The organism is Nocardiopsis sp. KDC1DS13DA1 (assembly GCF_055632325.1).
In genome coordinates, this window is sequence record NZ_JBVMUY010000014.1 from 1 (window position 1) to 18,448 (window position 18,448).

Annotated in this window: 13 protein-coding genes and 1 pseudogene; 10 read left to right on the plus strand and 4 right to left on the minus strand. The window is 72.4% G+C overall.

Going from position 1 to position 18,448, the window contains the following annotated elements; translation table 11 throughout:
* Window positions 1-350 (plus strand): annotated as a pseudogene (locus ACTVAJ_RS08185) (succinate--CoA ligase subunit alpha); the annotation flags it as partial.
* A 52-nt stretch (window positions 351-402) separates the two neighbouring features.
* Here the strand turns inward: ACTVAJ_RS08185 and ACTVAJ_RS08190 are convergent.
* Both ACTVAJ_RS08190 and ACTVAJ_RS08195 read right to left on the minus strand, forming a co-directional pair.
* Window positions 403-924, minus strand: a complete 522-nt coding sequence (locus ACTVAJ_RS08190; protein WP_470387469.1) for a DUF1707 SHOCT-like domain-containing protein — start codon at window positions 922-924, stop codon at window positions 403-405.
* 107 nt (window positions 925-1,031) lie between these two features.
* The gene (locus ACTVAJ_RS08195; protein ID WP_470387470.1) at window positions 1,032-1,511 is read right to left on the minus strand and encodes a DUF1707 SHOCT-like domain-containing protein; all 480 of its coding nucleotides are present in this window, start codon (window positions 1,509-1,511) and stop codon (window positions 1,032-1,034) included.
* A gap of 138 nt (window positions 1,512-1,649) precedes the next feature.
* Here ACTVAJ_RS08195 and ACTVAJ_RS08200 point away from each other — a divergent pair, with 138 nt between their 5' ends.
* A complete protein-coding gene (locus ACTVAJ_RS08200) occupies window positions 1,650-3,296 on the plus strand; it encodes a cell division protein PerM (RefSeq protein WP_470387471.1) in 1,647 nt (548 codons plus the stop codon).
* 71 nt (window positions 3,297-3,367) lie between these two features.
* Here ACTVAJ_RS08200 and mfd read toward each other — a convergent pair whose 3' ends face one another.
* Entirely contained in the window at window positions 3,368-6,949 is a 3,582-nt protein-coding gene (gene mfd / locus ACTVAJ_RS08205; protein ID WP_470387472.1) for a transcription-repair coupling factor, read from the minus strand.
* Between the two features lie 310 nt (window positions 6,950-7,259).
* Here mfd and cysC point away from each other — a divergent pair, with 310 nt between their 5' ends.
* The 3 genes from cysC (at window position 7,260) to ACTVAJ_RS08220 (ending at window position 11,236) form a co-directional block, all read left to right on the plus strand.
* Window positions 7,260-8,834 (plus strand): adenylyl-sulfate kinase, encoded by a 1,575-nt coding sequence (cysC, locus tag ACTVAJ_RS08210; RefSeq protein WP_470387473.1) that lies wholly within the window; start codon window positions 7,260-7,262, stop codon window positions 8,832-8,834.
* A gap of 9 nt (window positions 8,835-8,843) precedes the next feature.
* The gene (locus ACTVAJ_RS08215) at window positions 8,844-9,659 is read left to right on the plus strand and encodes a MazG nucleotide pyrophosphohydrolase domain-containing protein (protein ID WP_470387474.1); all 816 of its coding nucleotides are present in this window, start codon (window positions 8,844-8,846) and stop codon (window positions 9,657-9,659) included.
* A 185-nt stretch (window positions 9,660-9,844) separates the two neighbouring features.
* The gene (locus tag ACTVAJ_RS08220) at window positions 9,845-11,236 is read left to right on the plus strand and encodes a short-chain fatty acid transporter (RefSeq protein WP_470387475.1); all 1,392 of its coding nucleotides are present in this window, start codon (window positions 9,845-9,847) and stop codon (window positions 11,234-11,236) included.
* A gap of 36 nt (window positions 11,237-11,272) precedes the next feature.
* Here ACTVAJ_RS08220 and ACTVAJ_RS08225 read toward each other — a convergent pair whose 3' ends face one another.
* Window positions 11,273-12,730 (minus strand): FtsW/RodA/SpoVE family cell cycle protein, encoded by a 1,458-nt coding sequence (locus ACTVAJ_RS08225; protein WP_470387476.1) that lies wholly within the window; start codon window positions 12,728-12,730, stop codon window positions 11,273-11,275.
* Window positions 12,731-13,165: 435 nt separating this feature from the next.
* Here ACTVAJ_RS08225 and eno point away from each other — a divergent pair, with 435 nt between their 5' ends.
* From eno to ACTVAJ_RS08250, 5 genes are all read left to right on the plus strand, one after another.
* On the plus strand, window positions 13,166-14,449 hold the full coding sequence (gene eno, locus ACTVAJ_RS08230) for a phosphopyruvate hydratase (RefSeq protein WP_470387477.1): 1,284 nt from the start codon (window positions 13,166-13,168) through the stop codon (window positions 14,447-14,449).
* Window positions 14,450-14,590: 141 nt separating this feature from the next.
* On the plus strand, window positions 14,591-14,962 hold the full coding sequence (locus ACTVAJ_RS08235) for an FtsB family cell division protein (protein WP_470387478.1): 372 nt from the start codon (window positions 14,591-14,593) through the stop codon (window positions 14,960-14,962).
* 77 nt (window positions 14,963-15,039) lie between these two features.
* Window positions 15,040-15,645 carry a DUF501 domain-containing protein gene (locus tag ACTVAJ_RS08240; protein WP_470387479.1) on the plus strand — a complete coding sequence of 202 codons (606 nt, stop codon included), beginning with the start codon at window positions 15,040-15,042 and terminating at the stop codon, window positions 15,643-15,645.
* On the plus strand, window positions 15,642-16,619 hold the full coding sequence (locus ACTVAJ_RS08245; protein WP_470387480.1) for a Ppx/GppA phosphatase family protein: 978 nt from the start codon (window positions 15,642-15,644) through the stop codon (window positions 16,617-16,619). Before ACTVAJ_RS08240 ends, ACTVAJ_RS08245 begins: the two co-directional genes overlap by 4 nt.
* A 334-nt stretch (window positions 16,620-16,953) precedes the next feature.
* On the plus strand, window positions 16,954-18,333 hold the full coding sequence (locus ACTVAJ_RS08250; RefSeq protein WP_470387481.1) for an NAD(P)/FAD-dependent oxidoreductase: 1,380 nt from the start codon (window positions 16,954-16,956) through the stop codon (window positions 18,331-18,333).
* Window positions 18,334-18,448 lie beyond the last annotated feature (115 nt).

Consider the following 18,448-nt stretch of genomic DNA (forward strand, 5'->3'; position numbering starts at 1 on the left):
CCTCGGCCGTGGGCATCGGTGGCGACCCGATCATCGGGACCACGCACATCGACGCGCTGGCCGCGTTCGAGGCCGACCCCGACACCGACGTGATCGTGATGATCGGTGAGATCGGTGGTGACGCCGAGGAGCGCGCCGCCGACTTCATCAGGGACCACGTGTCCAAGCCGGTGGTGGGTTACGTGGCCGGGTTCACCGCGCCCGAGGGCAAGACGATGGGCCACGCGGGCGCGATCGTGTCGGGTTCCTCCGGCACCGCGGCCGCCAAGAAGGAGGCCCTGGAGGCCGTCGGCGTCAAGGTCGGCAAGACCCCCAGCGAGACCGCCAAGCTGGTACGCGAGCTGTTCTAGGACACCGCGCCGTGACGGCCCCGTCCCCCGTGTGGGGGGCGGGGCCGTCCGCCTATCCGCCCTCGACCTCGCCGCGGCCGCCACCGAGTTCGCGGCGCCGCCTCCTGGCACGGACGCCGCGTCTGGTGGCCACCGTCAGGCCGGGCACGACGACCAGGGCGAAGAAGGCCAGCCAGCCGACGATGGCGTAGACGTTGCCGCTGGCGATCGCGGGCACGCCCCACATCGCGAAGAGGAACCCGCCCCAGATCAGCACCGCGGTCGGCCGGGGTCCCCCGCGCCCGTCGTCGTCGGGGTCCGTGGACTCACCCGGGGTCGGCGCCGCCGGCTCGGCGGGCGCCACGTCGGCCGGCGGTCGTTCCGGGGCCGTGAGCGTGGTGGGGCGCAGGCGCGGGGGGAGGTCGTCGAAGAGCGGGGCCAGGTCGGCGGTGGTGGCCGCGTGCAGGGCCGCGTTCGAACGGGACTCGTGCTCCTCCAGCTCGAGACGCCCCTCCGAGAGGGCCGTCCGTAGCAGGTCCAGGGCCTCGTCGCGTTCGTCGTCGGACAGTCGGTAGTCGCGGTCGGGGCCGCTCATGGATGTTTCCTCCGGAAGGTGTGACGGGGGTGGCCCGCTTCTCACGTTAGGATGCCGCCCGTCGCCGTCGGGTTCCGGTTCGCTTACGCTTCGCCCCGGAGGGCGGGTCACCCGTCCCCGCTGCCTCCCCCGCCTCCGCCGCCTCCGCCGAAACCGCCGCCTCCGTCGCCGTCGAACCAACCACCGCCTCCGCCGTGGTGCCCGCCTCCGCCGCTGTGCCCGCCTCCGGACCGGACCCCGAGCCAGAAGATCACGGCGAAGCTGAGGAACGCGCACAGCATCAGGAACGGCCCCCAGGTGAACATGGCGAACGGGTTCGTGGCACCCACCGCCAGGAAGGCTCCGACCGACAGGAGGAACCCGACGAAGGGCAGCGCGGTGAGCCCCGTCGGCTTCCTCAGGACCGCGGGACGGAAGCGCCGGGGGAGGTCGTCGAAGAGCGGGGCCAGGTCGGTGACGGTGGTCGCACGCAGGAGCGCGTCCCTGCGGGCCTCGTACTGGGTCGTGACCAGCCGCCCGGCCGAGCGTGCCGTGTGCAGCGCTTCCAGGGCCCGGCGGCGTTGGTCTTCGGAGAGGGGGCGCTGCATGGGGCCGTCCTTTGGGGCGTCGGATGTGTCTCGGTTCCCATGATGGGACGGCGTCCCCGGGCGCGCGGTTCGGCTCCGCCCACGACACGCGACGCCGGGATACCCCGGAGCATTCCGGTGCCTGGCAGCATAAGTCGGGTGAGTACGCCAGGATCTCCCCCTGACCGAGGCCGGAAGCGGCCGAGCGGCACACCGGTCGACGCGCCCCGTGACCCCTCACACGGGCCGCGGCCGCTCTACCCGACCGGAGGGATCGCCGCCGCCAGCGCCTCGGGTATCGGCCTCGCCGTGATCGTCACGCTGACCATCGTCGGGTGGGTGGCCGCACCGCACTCGCCCTTCGGTGAGGAGGTCGTCGAACTCCTCCAGGGGGCCGTGCTGGCGTGGCTGGTGAGCCACCACGTGTCCTTCGCGATCGAGGGCGGGCAGTTCGGGCTGCTGCCGATCGGGCTCGTCCTCATCCCGGCCCTGCTCCTGTACCGGTCGGGCCGGTGGTTGGCGCGCAGCTGCGAGATCGGTCGGCTGCGGCACGTCTACCGGGCGGCACTGGCGATCGCCGGGCCCTACGCGGCGATCGCGGGCACGCTCGCCCTGCTGGCGCGCACCGACACCATGGAGCCCAGCATGCCGCGTGCGCTGGTGATGGGCTTCGTCATCGCCTTCCTGTCCGGGGGGCTGGGGGCGCTGCGCCAGATGATGCGGGACCGCGATGTGGCGGTCGGCGCACTGCTGGGTCTCATGCCGGGCCGTGCGCGCTCCCTGCTCGTGGGAATGGCCGCCGCCACCGGTTCACTGCTGCTGGGCGGCCTGCTGCTGTTCCTCGCCGCGCTGGCGGTGAACCTGCCCGAGGCGGTGGACGCGACCCGTGCGCTCGCCCCCGGGCTGGTCGGCGGGGCGCTGCTCCTGCTCGTGCAGATCGCCTATCTGCCCAACGCGGTCGTGTTCGCGGTCTGCTACGCGCTGGGACCGGGCTTCACGATGGGGGAGGCGACCATCGTGGCGCCCACGGGCGTGTCCGTCGGCGCACTGCCGATGTTCCCCATGCTGGCGGCCCTGCCCGCGAACGGCGCCGCGCCCGTGGTGTCGCTCGCGGCGCTGGCCGTCCCGTTCGTGGCGGGCGCGGTCGGCGGGGTGCTGACCCAGCGCAGCGCACCGGACGTGGTCAGCGAGGCGGCGCCGCTGTGGGGGTTCGTGTGCGGGGTGACCACGGGCATGGTCTGCGCGGCCCTGGGGGAGCTCGCGGGCGGTTCCCTGGGCGCGGGGCGGCTCACCGATATCGGCCCCTCGTCCTGGCAGGTGGGCCTGGTCGCCGCTCTGGAGGTCGGGCTGGCCGCGGCGATCGCGGCCTGGATCGCCAACTGGTGGTACACGCGCAGGATGCGCCTGGCCGTCGCGGCGGCCGCCGAGGCCCCGGTGAAGGAGGAGCCCGGGACGGAGACTGAACTGCCCGAGCCCGTGCCGGTGGGCGAGGGCCTGGCGACGGTGACGCCGCTGCGCCCGCGCGAGGACGACGAGGACGGGGCCGAGGAGAGGGAACCCTCCGAGGCCGAGCGCTTCACCGAACGTCAGCGCGTGCGGGAGAAGGCCAGGGAGGCGAAGAGGGCGGAGCGCGTCGCGCGCAAGGAGGCCCGTGCCGAGCTGCGCGCCCAGCGCCGGGAGGAGCGGCGGGCCCTGAAGGCGGAGAAGCGCCGGAGCCGCGGCAAGAGCGGGGACGAGGAGTCCGAGGAGATGTACGGAATCAGCTACGAGGCCGACCCGGAGGATGCCGACGCGCCGAGGTCCTGACCGGGAACCGCGACCCGCCGGGCCGAACCCCGTACACCGCGGGCCCCGCCGTGTGACGGGGCCCGGGAAGGTCAGCCCCTGGCGGCGGGTTTCCGGTCCGGCTCGAAGATCGCGTTGACCAGTTCGGTGCACCACGCCAGCAGTTCCAGGTCGCGCAGCGGCTTGCCGCCGATCCCGCCCGCCTTGGGCACCGGGACGAGCAGCGTCCTCGTCGCCTCCTTGCGCACGGACTTGGGGTACATCCGGCGCAGCCGCAGCTCCTGCGACTCGCGCAGCTCCACGGGGGCGAACCGGATCTGGTTGCCCTGCATGACCACGTCGGACAGACCCGCCGACTTGGCCAGCACCCGGAACCGCGCCACCGCCATGAGGTTGTCCACCGGCTGGGGCGGCGTGCCGTACCGGTCGGTGAGCTCCTCGTAGGCGGCGAGGATGTCCTCCTCGCTGGTGACGCTGGCGATGCGCTTGTAGGACTGCAGGCGCAACCGCTCCCCCGGCACGTAGTCGTGCGGGATGTGCGCGTTGATGGGCAGCTCGACCCTGGTCTCGACCTCCTCGGCGGCGCCCTGGTCGCCCTTGAGTTCGGCGACCGCCTCACCGACCATGCGCACGTACAGGTCGAAGCCGACCCCGGCGATGGTCCCGGACTGCTCGGCGCCCAGGATGTTGCCCGCGCCGCGGATCTCCAGGTCCTTCATCGCCACGTACATGCCCGCGCCGGTCTCGGTGTGCTGGGCGACCGTGGCCAGGCGCTCGTAGGCGGTCTCGGTGAGCGGCCGCTCCGGCGGGTACAGGAAGTAGGCGTAGGCGCGTTCCCGGCCCCGGCCGACCCGGCCGCGCAGCTGGTGCAGCTGGGACAGGCCGTAGGTGTCGGCGCGGTCGATGATGAGGGTGTTGGCGTTGGGCACGTCCAGGCCGGACTCGACGATGGTCGTGGAGACCAGGACGTCGAAGTTCTTCTCCCAGAAGTCGACCATCACCTTCTCCAGCTGCTGCTCGTTCATCTGGCCGTGCGCGTAGGCCACCCTCGCCTCGGGCACCAGCCGCTGGATGGCCGCCGCCACCTTGTCGATCGAGGCCACGCGGTTGTGCACGAAGAACACCTGTCCCTCGCGCATGAGCTCGCGGCGGATCGCGGCGGTGATCTGCTTGTCCTCGTAGGGCCCGACGAAGGTGAGCACCGGGTGGCGCTCCTCCGGCGGGGTGAGGATGGTGGTCATCTCCCGGATGCCGGTCAGCCCCATCTCCAGGGTGCGCGGGATGGGTGTGGCGGACATGGCGAGCACGTCCACCTGGGTGCGCAGCCGCTTGAGCGCCTCCTTGTGCTCCACGCCGAAGCGCTGCTCCTCGTCGATGATGACCAGGCCCAGGTCCTTGAAGCGGGTCTCGGCGGACAGCAGCCGGTGCGTGCCGATGACGACGTCGACCTCGCCGTTGCGCAGCCCCTCCCGGGTCAGCTCCACCTCGGCGTCGGTCTGGAACCGCGACATCGGCCTGACCGTGACCGGGAAGGAGGCGTACCGCTCGGTGAAGGTGGACAGGTGCTGTTGGACCAGCAGGGTGGTGGGCACGAGCAGGGCGACCTGTTTGCCCTCCTGCACCGCCTTGAACGCGGCGCGCACGGCGACCTCGGTCTTGCCGTAGCCGACGTCGCCGCAGATCAGCCGGTCCATCGGGACCGATCGCGACATGTCCTTCTTGACCTCGTCGATCGCGGCGAGCTGGTCGGGCGTCTCGACGTAGGGGAAGGCGTCCTCCAGCTCCCGCTGCCACGGGGTGTCCGCGCCGAACGCGTGGCCGGGGGAGGCCTGGCGGGCGGAGTACAGGCGGATGAGGTCGCCGGCGATCTCGCGGACGACCTTGCGGGCGCGGCTCTTGGCCTTGCTCCACTCGGCACCGCCCATCTTGGACAGCGTCGGTGCCTCGCCGCCGACGTACCGGGTGACCTCGCCCAGTTGCTCGGTGGGCACGAACAGGCGGTCGCCCGGCTGGCCGCGCTTGGAGGGCGCGTACTCGATGAGCAGGTAGTCGCGGGTGGCGCCCTGGACCTGGCGGCTGACCATCTCCAGGTAGCGGCCCACACCGTGCTGTTCGTGCACGACGTAGTCGCCGGGCTTGAGCTGGAGCGGGTCGACCGTGCCCCGCCGCCTGCTGGGCATCCTGCGCATGTCGCGGGTGGAGGACTTCTGCCCGACCAGGTCGGTCTCGGTGAGCACGACCGTGCGGACCGACCGCAGCAGGAAGCCGTGGTCGACCAGGCCGGTGGTCACGGTGGCCACGGCGGGGGCGGGCGGTTCGGTCAGGTCGGCGGCCAGGGCGGCGCCCAGTCCGGCGTCGCGCAGCATGGCCACGAGCCGCTCGGCGGGGCCGTGCCCCTGGGTGACCAGCACGACGCTCCAGTTGTCGTGCAGCCAGCCCTTGACGTCGGCCAGGGCGCGCTCGGTGTCGCCGCGGTAGGACTCGGCGGGGACCGCGCCCACGACGACGGCGTGGTCCTCCTCGGCGGCGCCCGCGCCGTCGGCCCCGAAGGGGGTCAGCCCCCACCAGGGCAGCCCCAGTTCGCCGGCGGTGGCGCGCAGGTCGGCGATGGACATGTAGGCCGACTCGCCCAGGTCGATGGGGGCCTCACCGCCGGAGGCGGCGTTGATCCAGGAGGCGTCCAGGAACTCGGCGCTGGTCGCCTCCAGCTCCAGGGCGCGGGTGCGGATGCGTTCGGGGTCGCAGCCGACCACGAGGGCGCCCTCGGGCAGGTACCGGAAGAACGGTTCCATGCGGTCGGCGAGCACGGGCGCGAACGCCTCCATGCCCTCGACGCTGACGCCGTCGGCGATCTTGGTGAGGATCTCGGCCAGGGAGGGGTGCTCGGCGGCCAGGGCGCGGGCGCGCTCGCGGACGGTGTCGGTGAGCAGCAGTTCCCGGCACGGCGGGGCGAACAGGCCCGAGGCGGCGTCGGCACCCTCGACCGGCTGGATGGAGCGCTGGTCGGCGACCTGGAAGTAGCGGATGTCCTCGACGGTGTCGCCCCAGAACTCCAGCCGCAGCGGGTGTTCCTCGGTGGGCGGGAAGACGTCCAGGATGCCGCCGCGCACCGCCATGTCGCCGCGCTTCTCGACCAGGTCGACCCGCGCGTAGCCGGCCATGGCCAGGTGGTCGACCACACTCTCCAGGGACACCTCGTCGCCGGGCCGGATACGCACCGGCTCCAGGTCGCCCAGGCCGCCGACGAGCGGTTGGAGGACACTGCGCACCGGGGCCACGACCACGCGCAGCGGAGCGGTCAGGGGGTCGGCGGGGTCGGGGTGGGCGAGGCGGCGCAGGACCGCCAGACGCTGGCCGACGGTGTCCGAGCGCGGGGACAGGCGCTCGTGGGGGAGGGTCTCCCAGGCGGGGAAGTGCGCCACCGTGGCGGCGGGCAGCAGGGAGCCCAGGGCGTCGGTGAGGTCGGTGGCCTCCCGCTCGGTGGCGGTGATCGCCAGGACCGGACGCGCGGCGCCCACGGGCGCGTCGGCGGCCAGCGCGCCCACCATGAAGGGGCGCAGCGCCGACGGGGCGATGAGGTCGGTGTGGGGATCGCGGCCGCCGCGGGCGGCCTCGATCGCGCTGTGCAGTGCCGGGTCCTTGCAGACGTCGGCGAGAAGTCCAATGAGGCTCATAGCACCAGAGAGATGGGAGTGGTCCGGATCAGGCGGTGGTCGCGGCCTGCACGGTGGAGAGCGGCCGTGTCGTGGACGGCGGCCCGGTCACCATCAGCCTAGCGACTCCGTCGGCTTCGCGCGGTCGGCTGTGGACGGCGGTGCCGGGCACACGCGCTCTGGACCGCTCAGTGGGAGCGAGACGGTACACAGGGAGTCAAACCCGCGCCGAACTGGTCCTATTCCGGGTCGGGTGGATCGGCGCCGAGGCTGTGACCGGTGCGGGCATACGCTGGACGCGTCGCGGACCGTGCAGCAGGAGAGGGAGCGTGTGGTGAGTGCCAACGGGTGGGGACGCACGCCGGTCGGGGGATCCGACCGGCCGGAGGCACGGGTGTTGACCCCGGCCAGGGACGAGCTCGCACACCTGGAGCTGATCCTCAACGGCGCCTGTCCGCTGCCCGGCTTCATGACCAGCGAACAGGTCGCGTCGGTGGAGCGTGACGGACGGCTGCCCGGCGGAGGGGTCTGGCCGGTTCCGGTCACCCTGACGGTTCCCGAGCACCTGGCCGACGCGGAGCGGCTGGTCCTGGCGGATCCGGAGGGCTTTCCCCTGGCGGAGCTGACGGTGACCGAGCGCTGGGAGTCGTCGGCCCCCGACGGAGGGGCCGGGCGCCGCCACCTGGCCGGTGACGTGGCGCTGACCAATCCGCCCATGGGCGGTGTGCTGCGCAAGCTGCGCGTTTCCCCGGCGCAGGTGCGCGGTCAGCGTGAACTCGGTCCCGACCACCCGCTCCTGGCCGTGGTCACCGACCGCCCGCTGCACCACCGCGCCCTCCACCAGATCCGTGACCGGGCCAAGGCGCTGGGCCACGCCGACGTGCTGGTGATCGTCGACGCCCCGCTGGAGGACGAGGGGCTGGCGCCGGCCGTCCTCGCGGCCGAGCCCCTGCTGTCGGCGCACACGAGGTTCGTCGTGTGCACGCTGCCGCGTTCGGCCGCGCGTGCCGAGGGGGTCCTCGGCGGGCGCTGGGGAGCCCGGGAGGTCGCCATGGCCGGGCACGTGGCCGCCGCCTACGGTGCCACGCACATGATGGTGGAGGCGGGCCCGGCGGGTGCCGACGTCCAGGGTGCCGCGGCCCTGGCACCGCCGGTGGCGCTGGTGGTCCCGGAGCCGTGGAGCTACGACGCGGTCGGCGCGATGTGGCGGCCCTCGGCGGAGGTCCCGGAGGAGGCCCGCCGCGCCGAACCCGACGACGCCGAGGTCGCGGCCGAGCTGGCGCACGGCCGTGAGCTGCCCGCCTGGTTCACCCCGGCCCGGGTGGGCGCGGAGCTGGCCCGGCTGCGTCCGGCGCGGACCCGGCGGGGGCTGACCCTGATGTTCACCGGCCTGTCCGGCTCGGGCAAGTCGACGATCGCTCAGCGCGTGCGGGAGGGCCTCAACCGCGCGGGTCGCACGGTGACGCTGCTCGACGGTGACGTGGTCCGGCTCATGCTGTCCAAGGGGTTGACCTTCTCGCGCGAGGACCGCGAGATGAACGTCCGCCGGATCGGCTACGTCGCCTCCGAGATCACCCGGCACGGAGGGGTCGCCGTGTGCGCCCCGATCGCCCCCTACGCGCGCAGCCGGGCCGAGGTCCGGGCCATGGTGGAGGAGTACGGCGACTTCTTCCTCGTCCACGTGGCCACACCGCTGGAGGTGTGCGAGGCGCGTGACCGCAAGGGCCTGTACGCCAAGGCGCGGGCGGGGGAGATCCCGGAGTTCACCGGGGTCTCGGACCCCTACGAGGAACCGACCGACGCCGACATGGTCATCCACACGGTGAACGAGGACCCGCACGAGTCGGCCGCGCGGGTGCTGGCCGCTCTGCGCGAGGGCGGCTGGCTGCCGGAGAGGGACAGGTAGGAGACGGTGATGCACGAGACCCGTGACGCGGACGGGCAGCGGGAGACGACGGGGGAGGCGCCCGCGCGGGACGCGCGCGCGGTTCCCGGGCACCGGCTGCCGTACCTGGTCGAGGTGATGGCCACCCTGCGCAGGGAGTGCCCGTGGGACCGCGGCCAGACGCACGAGTCGCTGGCCAAGTACCTGATCCAGGAGGCCTACGAGACCCTGGAGACCATCGAGGAGGGCGACCCGTCCCTGCTGCCCGAGGAGCTCGGGGACGTCCTGCTCCAGGTGGTCTTCCACGCGGCGATCGCCGCCGAGCGCCCCGAGGGGGACCCGGCGCGGTTCACCGTGGACGACGTCGCCGACGCGATCATCGACAAGATGACCCGCCGCCACCCGCACGTGTTCGGCGGGGTGGAGGTGTCCGGCGCCGACGAGGTCAAGAGCAACTGGGAGGCGATCAAGGCCGCCGAGCGCAGGGAGAAGGCCAGGGCGCGGGGGCACGACGGCCAGGGGTCGGTCCTGGACGGTGTGCCCTTCGCCCAGCCCGCCGTGCTGCTGTCGGAGGAGTTGCAGCGGCGGGCGGTGCGCAACGGCGTCCCGGCCGACCTGGTCGCCGACGACGGCGGCGCGGGCGGTGAGCTGTTCGCCGCGGTGGCGGCCGAGCGCGAACGGGGCCGCGACGCCGAGGGCGACCTGCGGTCGGCGGCCCGGCGGTTCGACGCCCGTGTGCGCGCGGCCGAGGCGCTGGCCGGGGCGGAGGGCCGGGAGCCCCGGGAGCTGTCCGAGGACGAGTGGCGGCGGTACTGGCGCCGGACCGGCGCCGCCGGGGAGGGGTAGGGGGCCGGAGGGCCGGTCGCCGCGCGGCGGGGCGTGTGTCCGACACACATGTCCCGGCGCAGGAAAGCGGTGGGGACGGGGCTTGACCCGCATGTGACGCATGGCACACAGTGCTCCGGTGTGGGCACACCCCCGGGCCCGGACCCCCCGTTCCCCGGGCCGGGGCGCCCGTCGATGGGAGTGTCATGCGCCGGTTCGGCAACGTCCTCGCCGCGTTCAGCACCCGCTGGGTGCCGGACGCCTTCGTGTTCGCCGTCTTCCTCTCCGTCCTCGTCTTCGGTCTGGCCCTGGGCCTGACCGACCGCACCCCGCTCGAACTGGTCGGTGACTGGTACGGCGGGTTCTGGAACCTCCTCCAGTTCGGCATGCAGATGACCCTGGTGCTGGTCACCGGGTACGCGCTCGCCTCCTCGCCTCCGGCCAGACGGGCGATCGGATGGGTGGCGGGGCGCACACGCGGGCCGCTCTCGGCGGTCGCGGTCACCGCCCTGGGCGCCGCCCTGCTGGGCACGCTGCACTGGGGGCTCGGCCTCATCGCGGGCTCCCTGCTGGCGGTCGAGGTGGCCAGGTCCTGCCGGGAGCGCGGTGTCCGGGTGCACTTCCCGCTGGTGGCGGCGGGCGGCTACGTCGGCCTCATGGTCTGGCACAGCGGCCTGTCCGGGTCGGCCCCGCTACTGGTCAACACCCCGGGGCACTTCCTGGAGGAGGAGATCGGGCTGATCCCGCTCAGCGAGACCGTCCTCCAGCCGTTCAACCTGGTCTTCCTGGCGGCCATGCTGGTCGGGGCGCCGCTGCTCCTGATGAGCATGCACCCGAGGGCGCGGGACAGCGAGGAGATCGGGGACGGCGGTGACGGCGGTGCGTCCGGTTCCGGCGGCGGTACGGGCACCGGAGTCGCGGACGGCGGCGGTACGGCCGGGGCGGGTACCGCGACCGCGCTCCGCGAGCTCTCCCCCGCGCAGCGCCTGACGCACAGCCGCCTGCCCGTCTACCTGGTGGTGGCCGTGGGGTTGGTGTACCTGGTGCCCGCGCTCGTCCGGGACGGTGTCGTGGGCATGGACATCAACCTGCTCAACTTCACCTTCCTCATCGCTGGGCTCGGGCTGCACGGCACACTGGCGGGCTACTCCGCGGCTGCGGCGGAGGGGGCGCGCAACGCCTCCGCGGTGATCGTCCAGTTCCCCTTCTACGCCGGGATCATGGGCATGATGGCGAGCTCCGGGCTGCTGGCGGTCGTCACCGAGGCCTTCGTCTCCTTCGCGACGCCGTTCAGCTACCCGTTCTGGGCCCTGACCAGCGCCGCCCTGGTCAACTTCGCGGTGCCCTCCGGCGGCGGCCAGTGGGCGGTGCAGGGCCCGGTGGTCATCGGTGCCACGGAGTCCCTGGGCCTCGACCCGGGGGTCGGGGTCATGGCGGTGGCGATGGGCGACCAGCTCACCAACGGCATCCAACCGTTCTGGGCGCTGCCCCTGCTCGCCCTGACCGGACTGCGGGCGGGCAGCGTCCTGGGCTACTCGGCCGTGGTGATGCTCTTCGGGTTCGTCGCCGCCTCGCTGTGTATCACGTTCCTCAGCTGACCCGTGAACGCGCCGCGTTTCCCCGCGGACAGCGGCTCACCCCTCGTGACGGCGGGGGCGGCGCGGCACCCGGCGCACGTCGATGACCTCGGTCGCGGGGTCGCCCGGTGCCAGGCCGGCGCTGAAGGTCTCCTGGGGGCGGCGCGCCTGTTCGCTGGTCACCAGCCACAGCCCGACGATCACCCAGTTGGCCATCAGCGCCGATCCGCCCGCGGACAGGAACGGCGTGGTCATCCCGGTGAGCGGGATGACCAGGGTGGCGCCGCCCAGGACGATGAACACGTTGAAGGCGAGGAGGAAGGCGTAACCCAGGGCGGTCAGCTTGAGGAACACGTCCCGGCAGGCCAGCGCGATCCGGAAGCCGCGTTCGGCGAGCAGGAACAGCAGGATCAGGACCGCCATGAGCCCGGTCAGCCCCAGTTTCTCGCCGACCGACACCAGGATGAGGTCGCTGTCGGCGGCGAAGATCTCCTGGGCGAAGCCGCCGTGGAAGCCCGTGCCGAGTACGCCGCCGTTGGCCAGCGCGAACATGCCCTCGACCACCTGGAAGCTGCCGCCGGGCCGCCCGTAGACCTCGGGATCGAAGGCGTTGAGCCAGATCTCCACGCGGTTGCGCACGTGCCCGAACAACAGGTAGGCGACGTAGGCCCCGGCGGAGAAGGCGACGAGCCCGATGGCCACCCACGACTTGCGGCCGGTCGCGGCGTACAGCACGGCGAGGAAGGTGCCGAAGAGCAGCAGCGACGTGCCCAGGTCGCGGGTGCCGACCAGGAGCAGGATCGCCATTCCCCAGCCGACCGCCATGGGGGCCAGGTCCCGGGCGCGGGGGACGCTGAACACCTTGACCCCGGCGACCTTGACGGTGCGGGTCACCAGGGACATCACGGTGCGCTGCCGACCCAGGTAGGAGGCGAGGAAGATGACGAGCAGGACCTTGGCGAACTCCGAGGGCTGCATGGTGAACGGGCCGATCCCGATCCACCGGCGCGCCCCCAGCACCTCGATCCCCAGGGGGGAGAGCGGCAGCAGGAGCAGCAGCAGGGACGTCACGGCGATGACGTAGGTGTACATGGTCAGACGGCGCGGTCGGCGCACCAGGACCACCGTGGCTGCGCACAGCACCGTCCCCACCACGGTCCACAGCAGCTGCCGGTCGGCGTCCCCGTGCGCCGGTTCGGCCTCGGCCATCTGGAGCGCCCAGATCATGGTGAGGCCGATCGCGTTGAGGAGCGTGGCCACCGGCAGGACCACCGGGTCGGCGTAGGGGGCGAGGAGCCGCAGCAGGACGTGCAGTGCGACCGCGCACGCGCTGACCACGACGATGGCGAGGGTGGCGGACGGGTCGACCGTCCCGGTGAGCGCGAGCGATGCCGCGAGCAGCCCGGCCGCGCCGGTCACCAGTGCGGGGACCAGCAGGTACAGCTCCGCCGATCTCTGGCGGACGGGCGGCAGCGCCCGTTCGGAGTCGTTCGTCTCTGTCTGAGGGATGCCCATGTCGTCGTGCCGTCCCGCTGTCCACGTGGGGGGCGGGGTGCCCCGCCGGAGCGCCCGCGCCTGGTCGGAGGAGGGGAGGTTCGCCGTGTTCTCGCACTATAGGCGTACGCGGTGTCGGATGGGCGTAAGGCGTGCCGGAACGGTGGTGAGACGTGTGCCCTCAGGCGGAGGCGGGCGAGGGCGCGTCGAGGTCGATGGCGTTGGCGACCCCGGCGGGTCCCCCGAACGCGGAGAGCCCCGGCGGCACGGGGACGGGGGGCTTCGTGCCCCGTGGCCGGGGTGAACGCCGCGCCGCGCCGCCCGTGGGGGACCTCCTCCGATGGTGTGGAGTAGACCAATCCGGCCGGGTGGGCGCGCGGTGCCGGGGGCGGGGTCGCTACCCTCGTGTCGGGTCCAGAACCAGTGGTCCGACCAACCAAGATACGGAGAGTGACCGTGGCGTCCATCGAGTCAGTACAGGCGCGGGAGATCCTCGACTCCCGGGGCAACCCGACAGTCGAGGTCGAGGTCCTGCTCGACGACGGCACCTTCGCGCGCGCGGGTGTCCCCAGCGGTGCCTCCACCGGGCAGTTCGAGGCCGTCGAACTGCGTGACGGTGGCGAGCGCTACGGCGGCAAGGGAGTGGCCAAGGCCGTCGCCGCCGTCAACGACGAGATCGCCGGTGCGCTGGAGAACATCGACGCCGACGAGCAGCGCCTCATCGACCGGGCCCTCATCGACCTGGACGGCACGCCCGACAAGTCGCGGATCGGCGCCAACGCCATCCTGGGCGTCTCGCTGGCCGTGGCCAGGGCCGCCGCCGACGAGGCCGGGCTGCCCCTGTTCCGCTACATGGGCGGGCCGAACGCCCATGTGCTGCCCGTGCCGATGATGAACATCCTCAACGGTGGCGCGCACGCCGACAGCAACGTCGACATCCAGGAGTTCATGATCGCGCCGATCGGCGCGGCCACCTTCTCCGAGGCCGTGCGCTGGGGCGCGGAGATCTACCACTCCCTCAAGTCGGTCCTCAAGGCCCACGGCCTGGGCACCGGTGTGGGCGACGAGGGCGGCTTCGCTCCGAACCTGGAGAGCAACCGCGCCGCCCTCGACCTGATCGTCGAGGCGATCAGGAAGGCCGGCTACACCCCCGGCGAGGACATCGCGCTCGCCCTGGACGTGGCCGCCACCGAGCTCTACTCGGAGGGCGTGTACACCTTCGAGGGCAAGCCGCGCACCTCCGAGGAGATGGCGTCCTACTACGCCGACCTGGTCGCGGACTACCCGCTCGTCTCGATCGAGGACCCGCTCGACGAGGAGGACTGGGAGGGCTGGAAGAAGCTCACCGCCGAGCTGGGCGACAAGGTCCAGCTGGTCGGCGACGACCTGTTCGTCACCAACCCCGAGCGGCTCAGGCGCGGCATCGACGCCGACACCGCCAACTCGCTGCTGGTGAAGGTCAACCAGATCGGCACCCTGACCGAGACCCTGGACGCGGTCAGCCTCGCCCAGCGCAGCGGCTACACGGCGATGATCAGCCACCGCTCCGGTGAGACCGAGGACACCACCATCGCCGACATCGCGGTGGCCACCAACGCCGGCCAGATCAAGACCGGTGCCCCGGCCCGCAGCGAGCGCGTCGCGAAGTACAACCAGCTGCTGCGGATCGAGGAGGAGCTCGCCGACGCCGCCGTGTACGCGGGCGTGTCGGCCTTCCCGAGGTTCGCCGACCGCGGCTAGTCTGCCCCAGTGTCCCGCGAATCCAAACAGCAGCCCCCAAAGACGACGAAGGCCACCAGAGCCGACGGGTCCACCGGGCGGGCTGCCCGGGACGCGGAGGCACCGGAGACGAGTGGGGGCCGCACCCGCCGGGTGCGGCCCATGCTCACCAGTCGCGCGGCGATCCTGGCCCTGGTCGTGGGCGTGATCGCGCTCAGCCTGGCCTACCCGCTGCGCGAGTACGTCCTGCAGCGCTCGCAGATCGCCGAACTCCAGGAGGAGCGCTCCCGCATGGAGCGGAGCGTGAGTGAACTCCAGGACCGCGAGGACCAGCTCACCCAGGACGAGTACGTGGAGCGCGAGGCGCGCACCCGGCTCCACTACCAGTACCCCGACGAGACCACCTACATCGTCATCAGCCCCGAGGGCGAGGCCGAGGACGGGCGCGAGTCGCCGCCCTCGGAACCGTGGTTCGAGACCCTGTGGCGCTCGGTCGTGGAGGCCGACAGCCCCCAGCCCGACGAGGGGCTCTGAGCGACCGGCCGCGGCGAGACGGGGACCGCGCCGGCGGCGTCGGTCGGGGGCGGCGGTGGGCATAGGCTGGGGCCGTCATGACTTCCGCAGATCAGCCCGCCCCCGGGCACCACGAGGACGCCGCGCGTGAGGGCGCCGAACGGCCCAAGGGCCAGGTCTCCGCGCGCGACGTCGCCGCCGTCGAACGTCAGCTGGGCCGTACACCGCGCGGGGTGCGCGCGGTCGCCCACCGGTGCCCGTGCGGCCTGCCCGACGTGGTCCGCACCGCGCCGCGGCTGGAGAGCGGCGAACCGTTCCCGACGTTGTACTACCTGACCTGCCCGCGCGCCGCCTCCGCCATCGGCCGGCTGGAGAACGAGGGCCGGATGCGCGAGATGCAGGAGCGGCTGGGTGAGGATCCCGCGCTCCGGGCCGCCTACACCAGGGCGCACGAGTCCTACCTGGCCGAACGGGCCGAGCAGGCGCGTGCCGACGGTGTCGAGCCGCTGCCCGAGGGCATGCAGAGTACCGGGGGTATGCCGACCCGGGTCAAGTGTCTGCACGCCCTGGTCGCCCACGAGCTGGCGGTGCCGGGGGCCAACCCCTTCGGCGCCGAGGCCCTGGAGGAGCTCCCGGACTGGTGGGACCGGGGACCGTGTGTGTGCGTGGACGAGGACGCGCCCGAGGGAGAGGACGTTTCATGAGCGGTGTCGCGGCCATCGACTGCGGAACCAACTCGATCCGACTGCTGATCGCCGAGATCGTGTACATGGACGGCGACGAGGTCGAGGTGATCGACGTCGACCGCCGGATGGAGATCGTCCGCCTGGGCGAGGGGGTCGACGAGACGGGGGCCTTCGCGCCCCAGGCCCTGGAGCGCACGTTCGAGGCGCTGCGCGGGTACGCCGAGGCGATCCGGGCGCACGGGATCGAACTCGGGCCGGACACCGTGCGCATGGTGGCCACCAGTGCGACCCGGGACGCCAGCAACCGGCAGGTGTTCGTGGATGGTGTCCGGGAGATCATCGGCGTCGAACCCGAGGTCGTCACCGGGCTGGACGAGGCGGAGCTGTCCTTCGTGGGCGCCACCGCCGAGTTTGAGGCCGAGGCGGAGGAGAACGGCTTCACCCCGCCGTTCCTGGTCGTCGACATCGGCGGCGGGTCGACCGAGTTCGTCCTGGGCGGCGAGGGCGGTCCGGACGGTGCACTCGTCCGGGCGTCGCTGTCGGTGGACGTCGGTTGCGTGCGCATGACCGAGCGGCACCTGCGCGACGACCCGCCCACGGCCGAGCAGGTCGCGGCGGCCACCGCGGACATCGAGGCCGCGCTCGACGAGGTGGAGAAGGTCGTTCCGCTGGGTGAGGCGGGTTCGGTCGTGTGCGTGGCGGGGACGGCGACCACGGTCGCGGGGATCGCCCTCGACCTGCCCGAGTACGACTCCGCGCGGATCCACCACACCCGCGTGGACGTCGCGGACCTGGACCGCATCACCGCCGGACTGCTCGGCTCCACCCACGACGAGCGGGCGGGGATCGGGGTCATGCACCCCGGCCGGGTGGACGTGATCGGCGCGGGTGCCCTGGTGCTGTCCCGGGTGCTGGCGCGCACCGGCGCCGACCACTTCACGGCGAGTGAGCACGACATCCTCGACGGTGTCGCCTGGAGCCTGGTCGGCTAGCCGGACGGGCACGCACGGGTGGGGGCCGCAAGGCCCCTGACCTGCCCCTCCAGGTGAGACGCGTCACCCGGGGGAGGCTTGTGAAAGCGTTCACAACCACTCTGACCTGCGCAAACGTCGTGGGCGTGGGCTGTAAAGTGGTCGGAAGGTGAACGGCTGTGAACCTTCTCTGTCGGTAGGTGCTTGTGAAAGAATGCACAAGCAACAGGGTCGTAACGCCCCAAGGGGCACACCAGGGTTCCTACCGGGTGTTACGGCCGGGCGACCGAAGACCGCGAGACTCTTCGCTGCCCTGGGCAAGGGCGCCACAGAATACCGTTAGGGCGGATATGCGATGACCGAGAGCAGGAACTACCGACTGGTACACGGCGGAGGGGACGAGGCGGAGATCCCGCACGTCCTCATCGTCGGCGGCGGTTACCTCGGGATGTACACCGCGAGGCGGCTGGAGAAGAAGCTGGGTGCCGGTGAGGCCCGTATCACCGTCATCGACCCGAACTCCTACATGACCTACCAGCCGTTCCTGCCCGAGACGGCGGCCGGGAACATCTCCCCGCGCCACGTCGTGGTCCCCCTGCGCAAGGTCTTCGACCGGGTCCGCGTCCTCGGCGGCCGCGTCGTGCGGATCGACCACGCCGAGCGCACCGTCCGCTACGAGCCCAACGTCGGCGAGCCCGAGACCATCCGCTACGACCACATCGTGCTGGCCGCCGGAGCGGTCTCGCGCACGCTGCCCATCCCGGGCCTGGCCGAGTGGGGCATCGGCATCAAGACCGTGGAGGAGGCCGCCTACCTCCGCAACCACGTCCTCAACCAGCTCGCCATCGCCGACTCCACCGACGACGAGGAGATCCGCGCCAAGGCGCTGCGCTTCGTCTTCGTCGGCGGCGGCTTCGCCGGGGCCGAGGCCATCGCCGAGCTGGAGGACCTGGTCCGCGACGCGGTCCGCATGTACAGCTCGATCGGCCTGGAGGACGTCCGGTTCTACCTCATCGAGGCGGCCGACAAGATCCTGCCCGAGGTCGGCCCCGAGGTCGGCACCAAGGCGCTCAACCAGCTCCGCCAGCGCGGCATCGACGTCCGGCTCAAGACCTTCCTGGAGTCGGCCGTCGACCAGCACGTCAAGCTCAGCGACGGCACCGAGTTCGACGCGGGCACGCTCGTGTGGACCGCCGGGGTCAAGCCCAGCCCGGTCGTGGCCGCCAGCGACCTGCCGCTCGGCCCCAAGGGCCACGTCGACACCAGCGAGAACCTCACCGTCAACGGTGTGGAGAACGCCTTCGCCGGCGGCGACAACGCCCAGGTACCCGACGGCAACGGCGGCTACTACCCGCCCAACGCCCAGAACGCCGTCCGCCAGGCGCCGGTGCTCGCCGACAACGTGATCGCCACCCTGCGCGGCGGCAAGCTCAAGCCCTACCGCCACAAGAACCTCGGCGCCGTCGCCGGGCTCGGCCTGCACAAGGGCGCCGCCCAGCTCTTCGGCAGGATCAAGCTCAACGGCCGCCTCGCCTGGTACGCGCACCGCGCCTACCACCTGTACGCGGTCCCGACCTTCAACCGCAAGATGCGGGTGCTGGCCGACTGGACGCTCGCCTTCCTCCTGCGCCGCGACTTCGCCGCGCTCCCGGAGATGGTCGAGCCGCGCCACGCCTTCGAGGAGGCCAGCGAGCCGCAGATCGTCCAGGACGGTCGCCTGCGCCGCGTCAGCTGACGCCGGCCCCCGCCGTACACGCACGAAACGACCGGCTTCCCCCGTGAAGCCGGTCGTTTCGTGTCCCCATCCGGCCAAGCTGAACCAAAGTGGGCAATCACCCCGGCCGGTATGA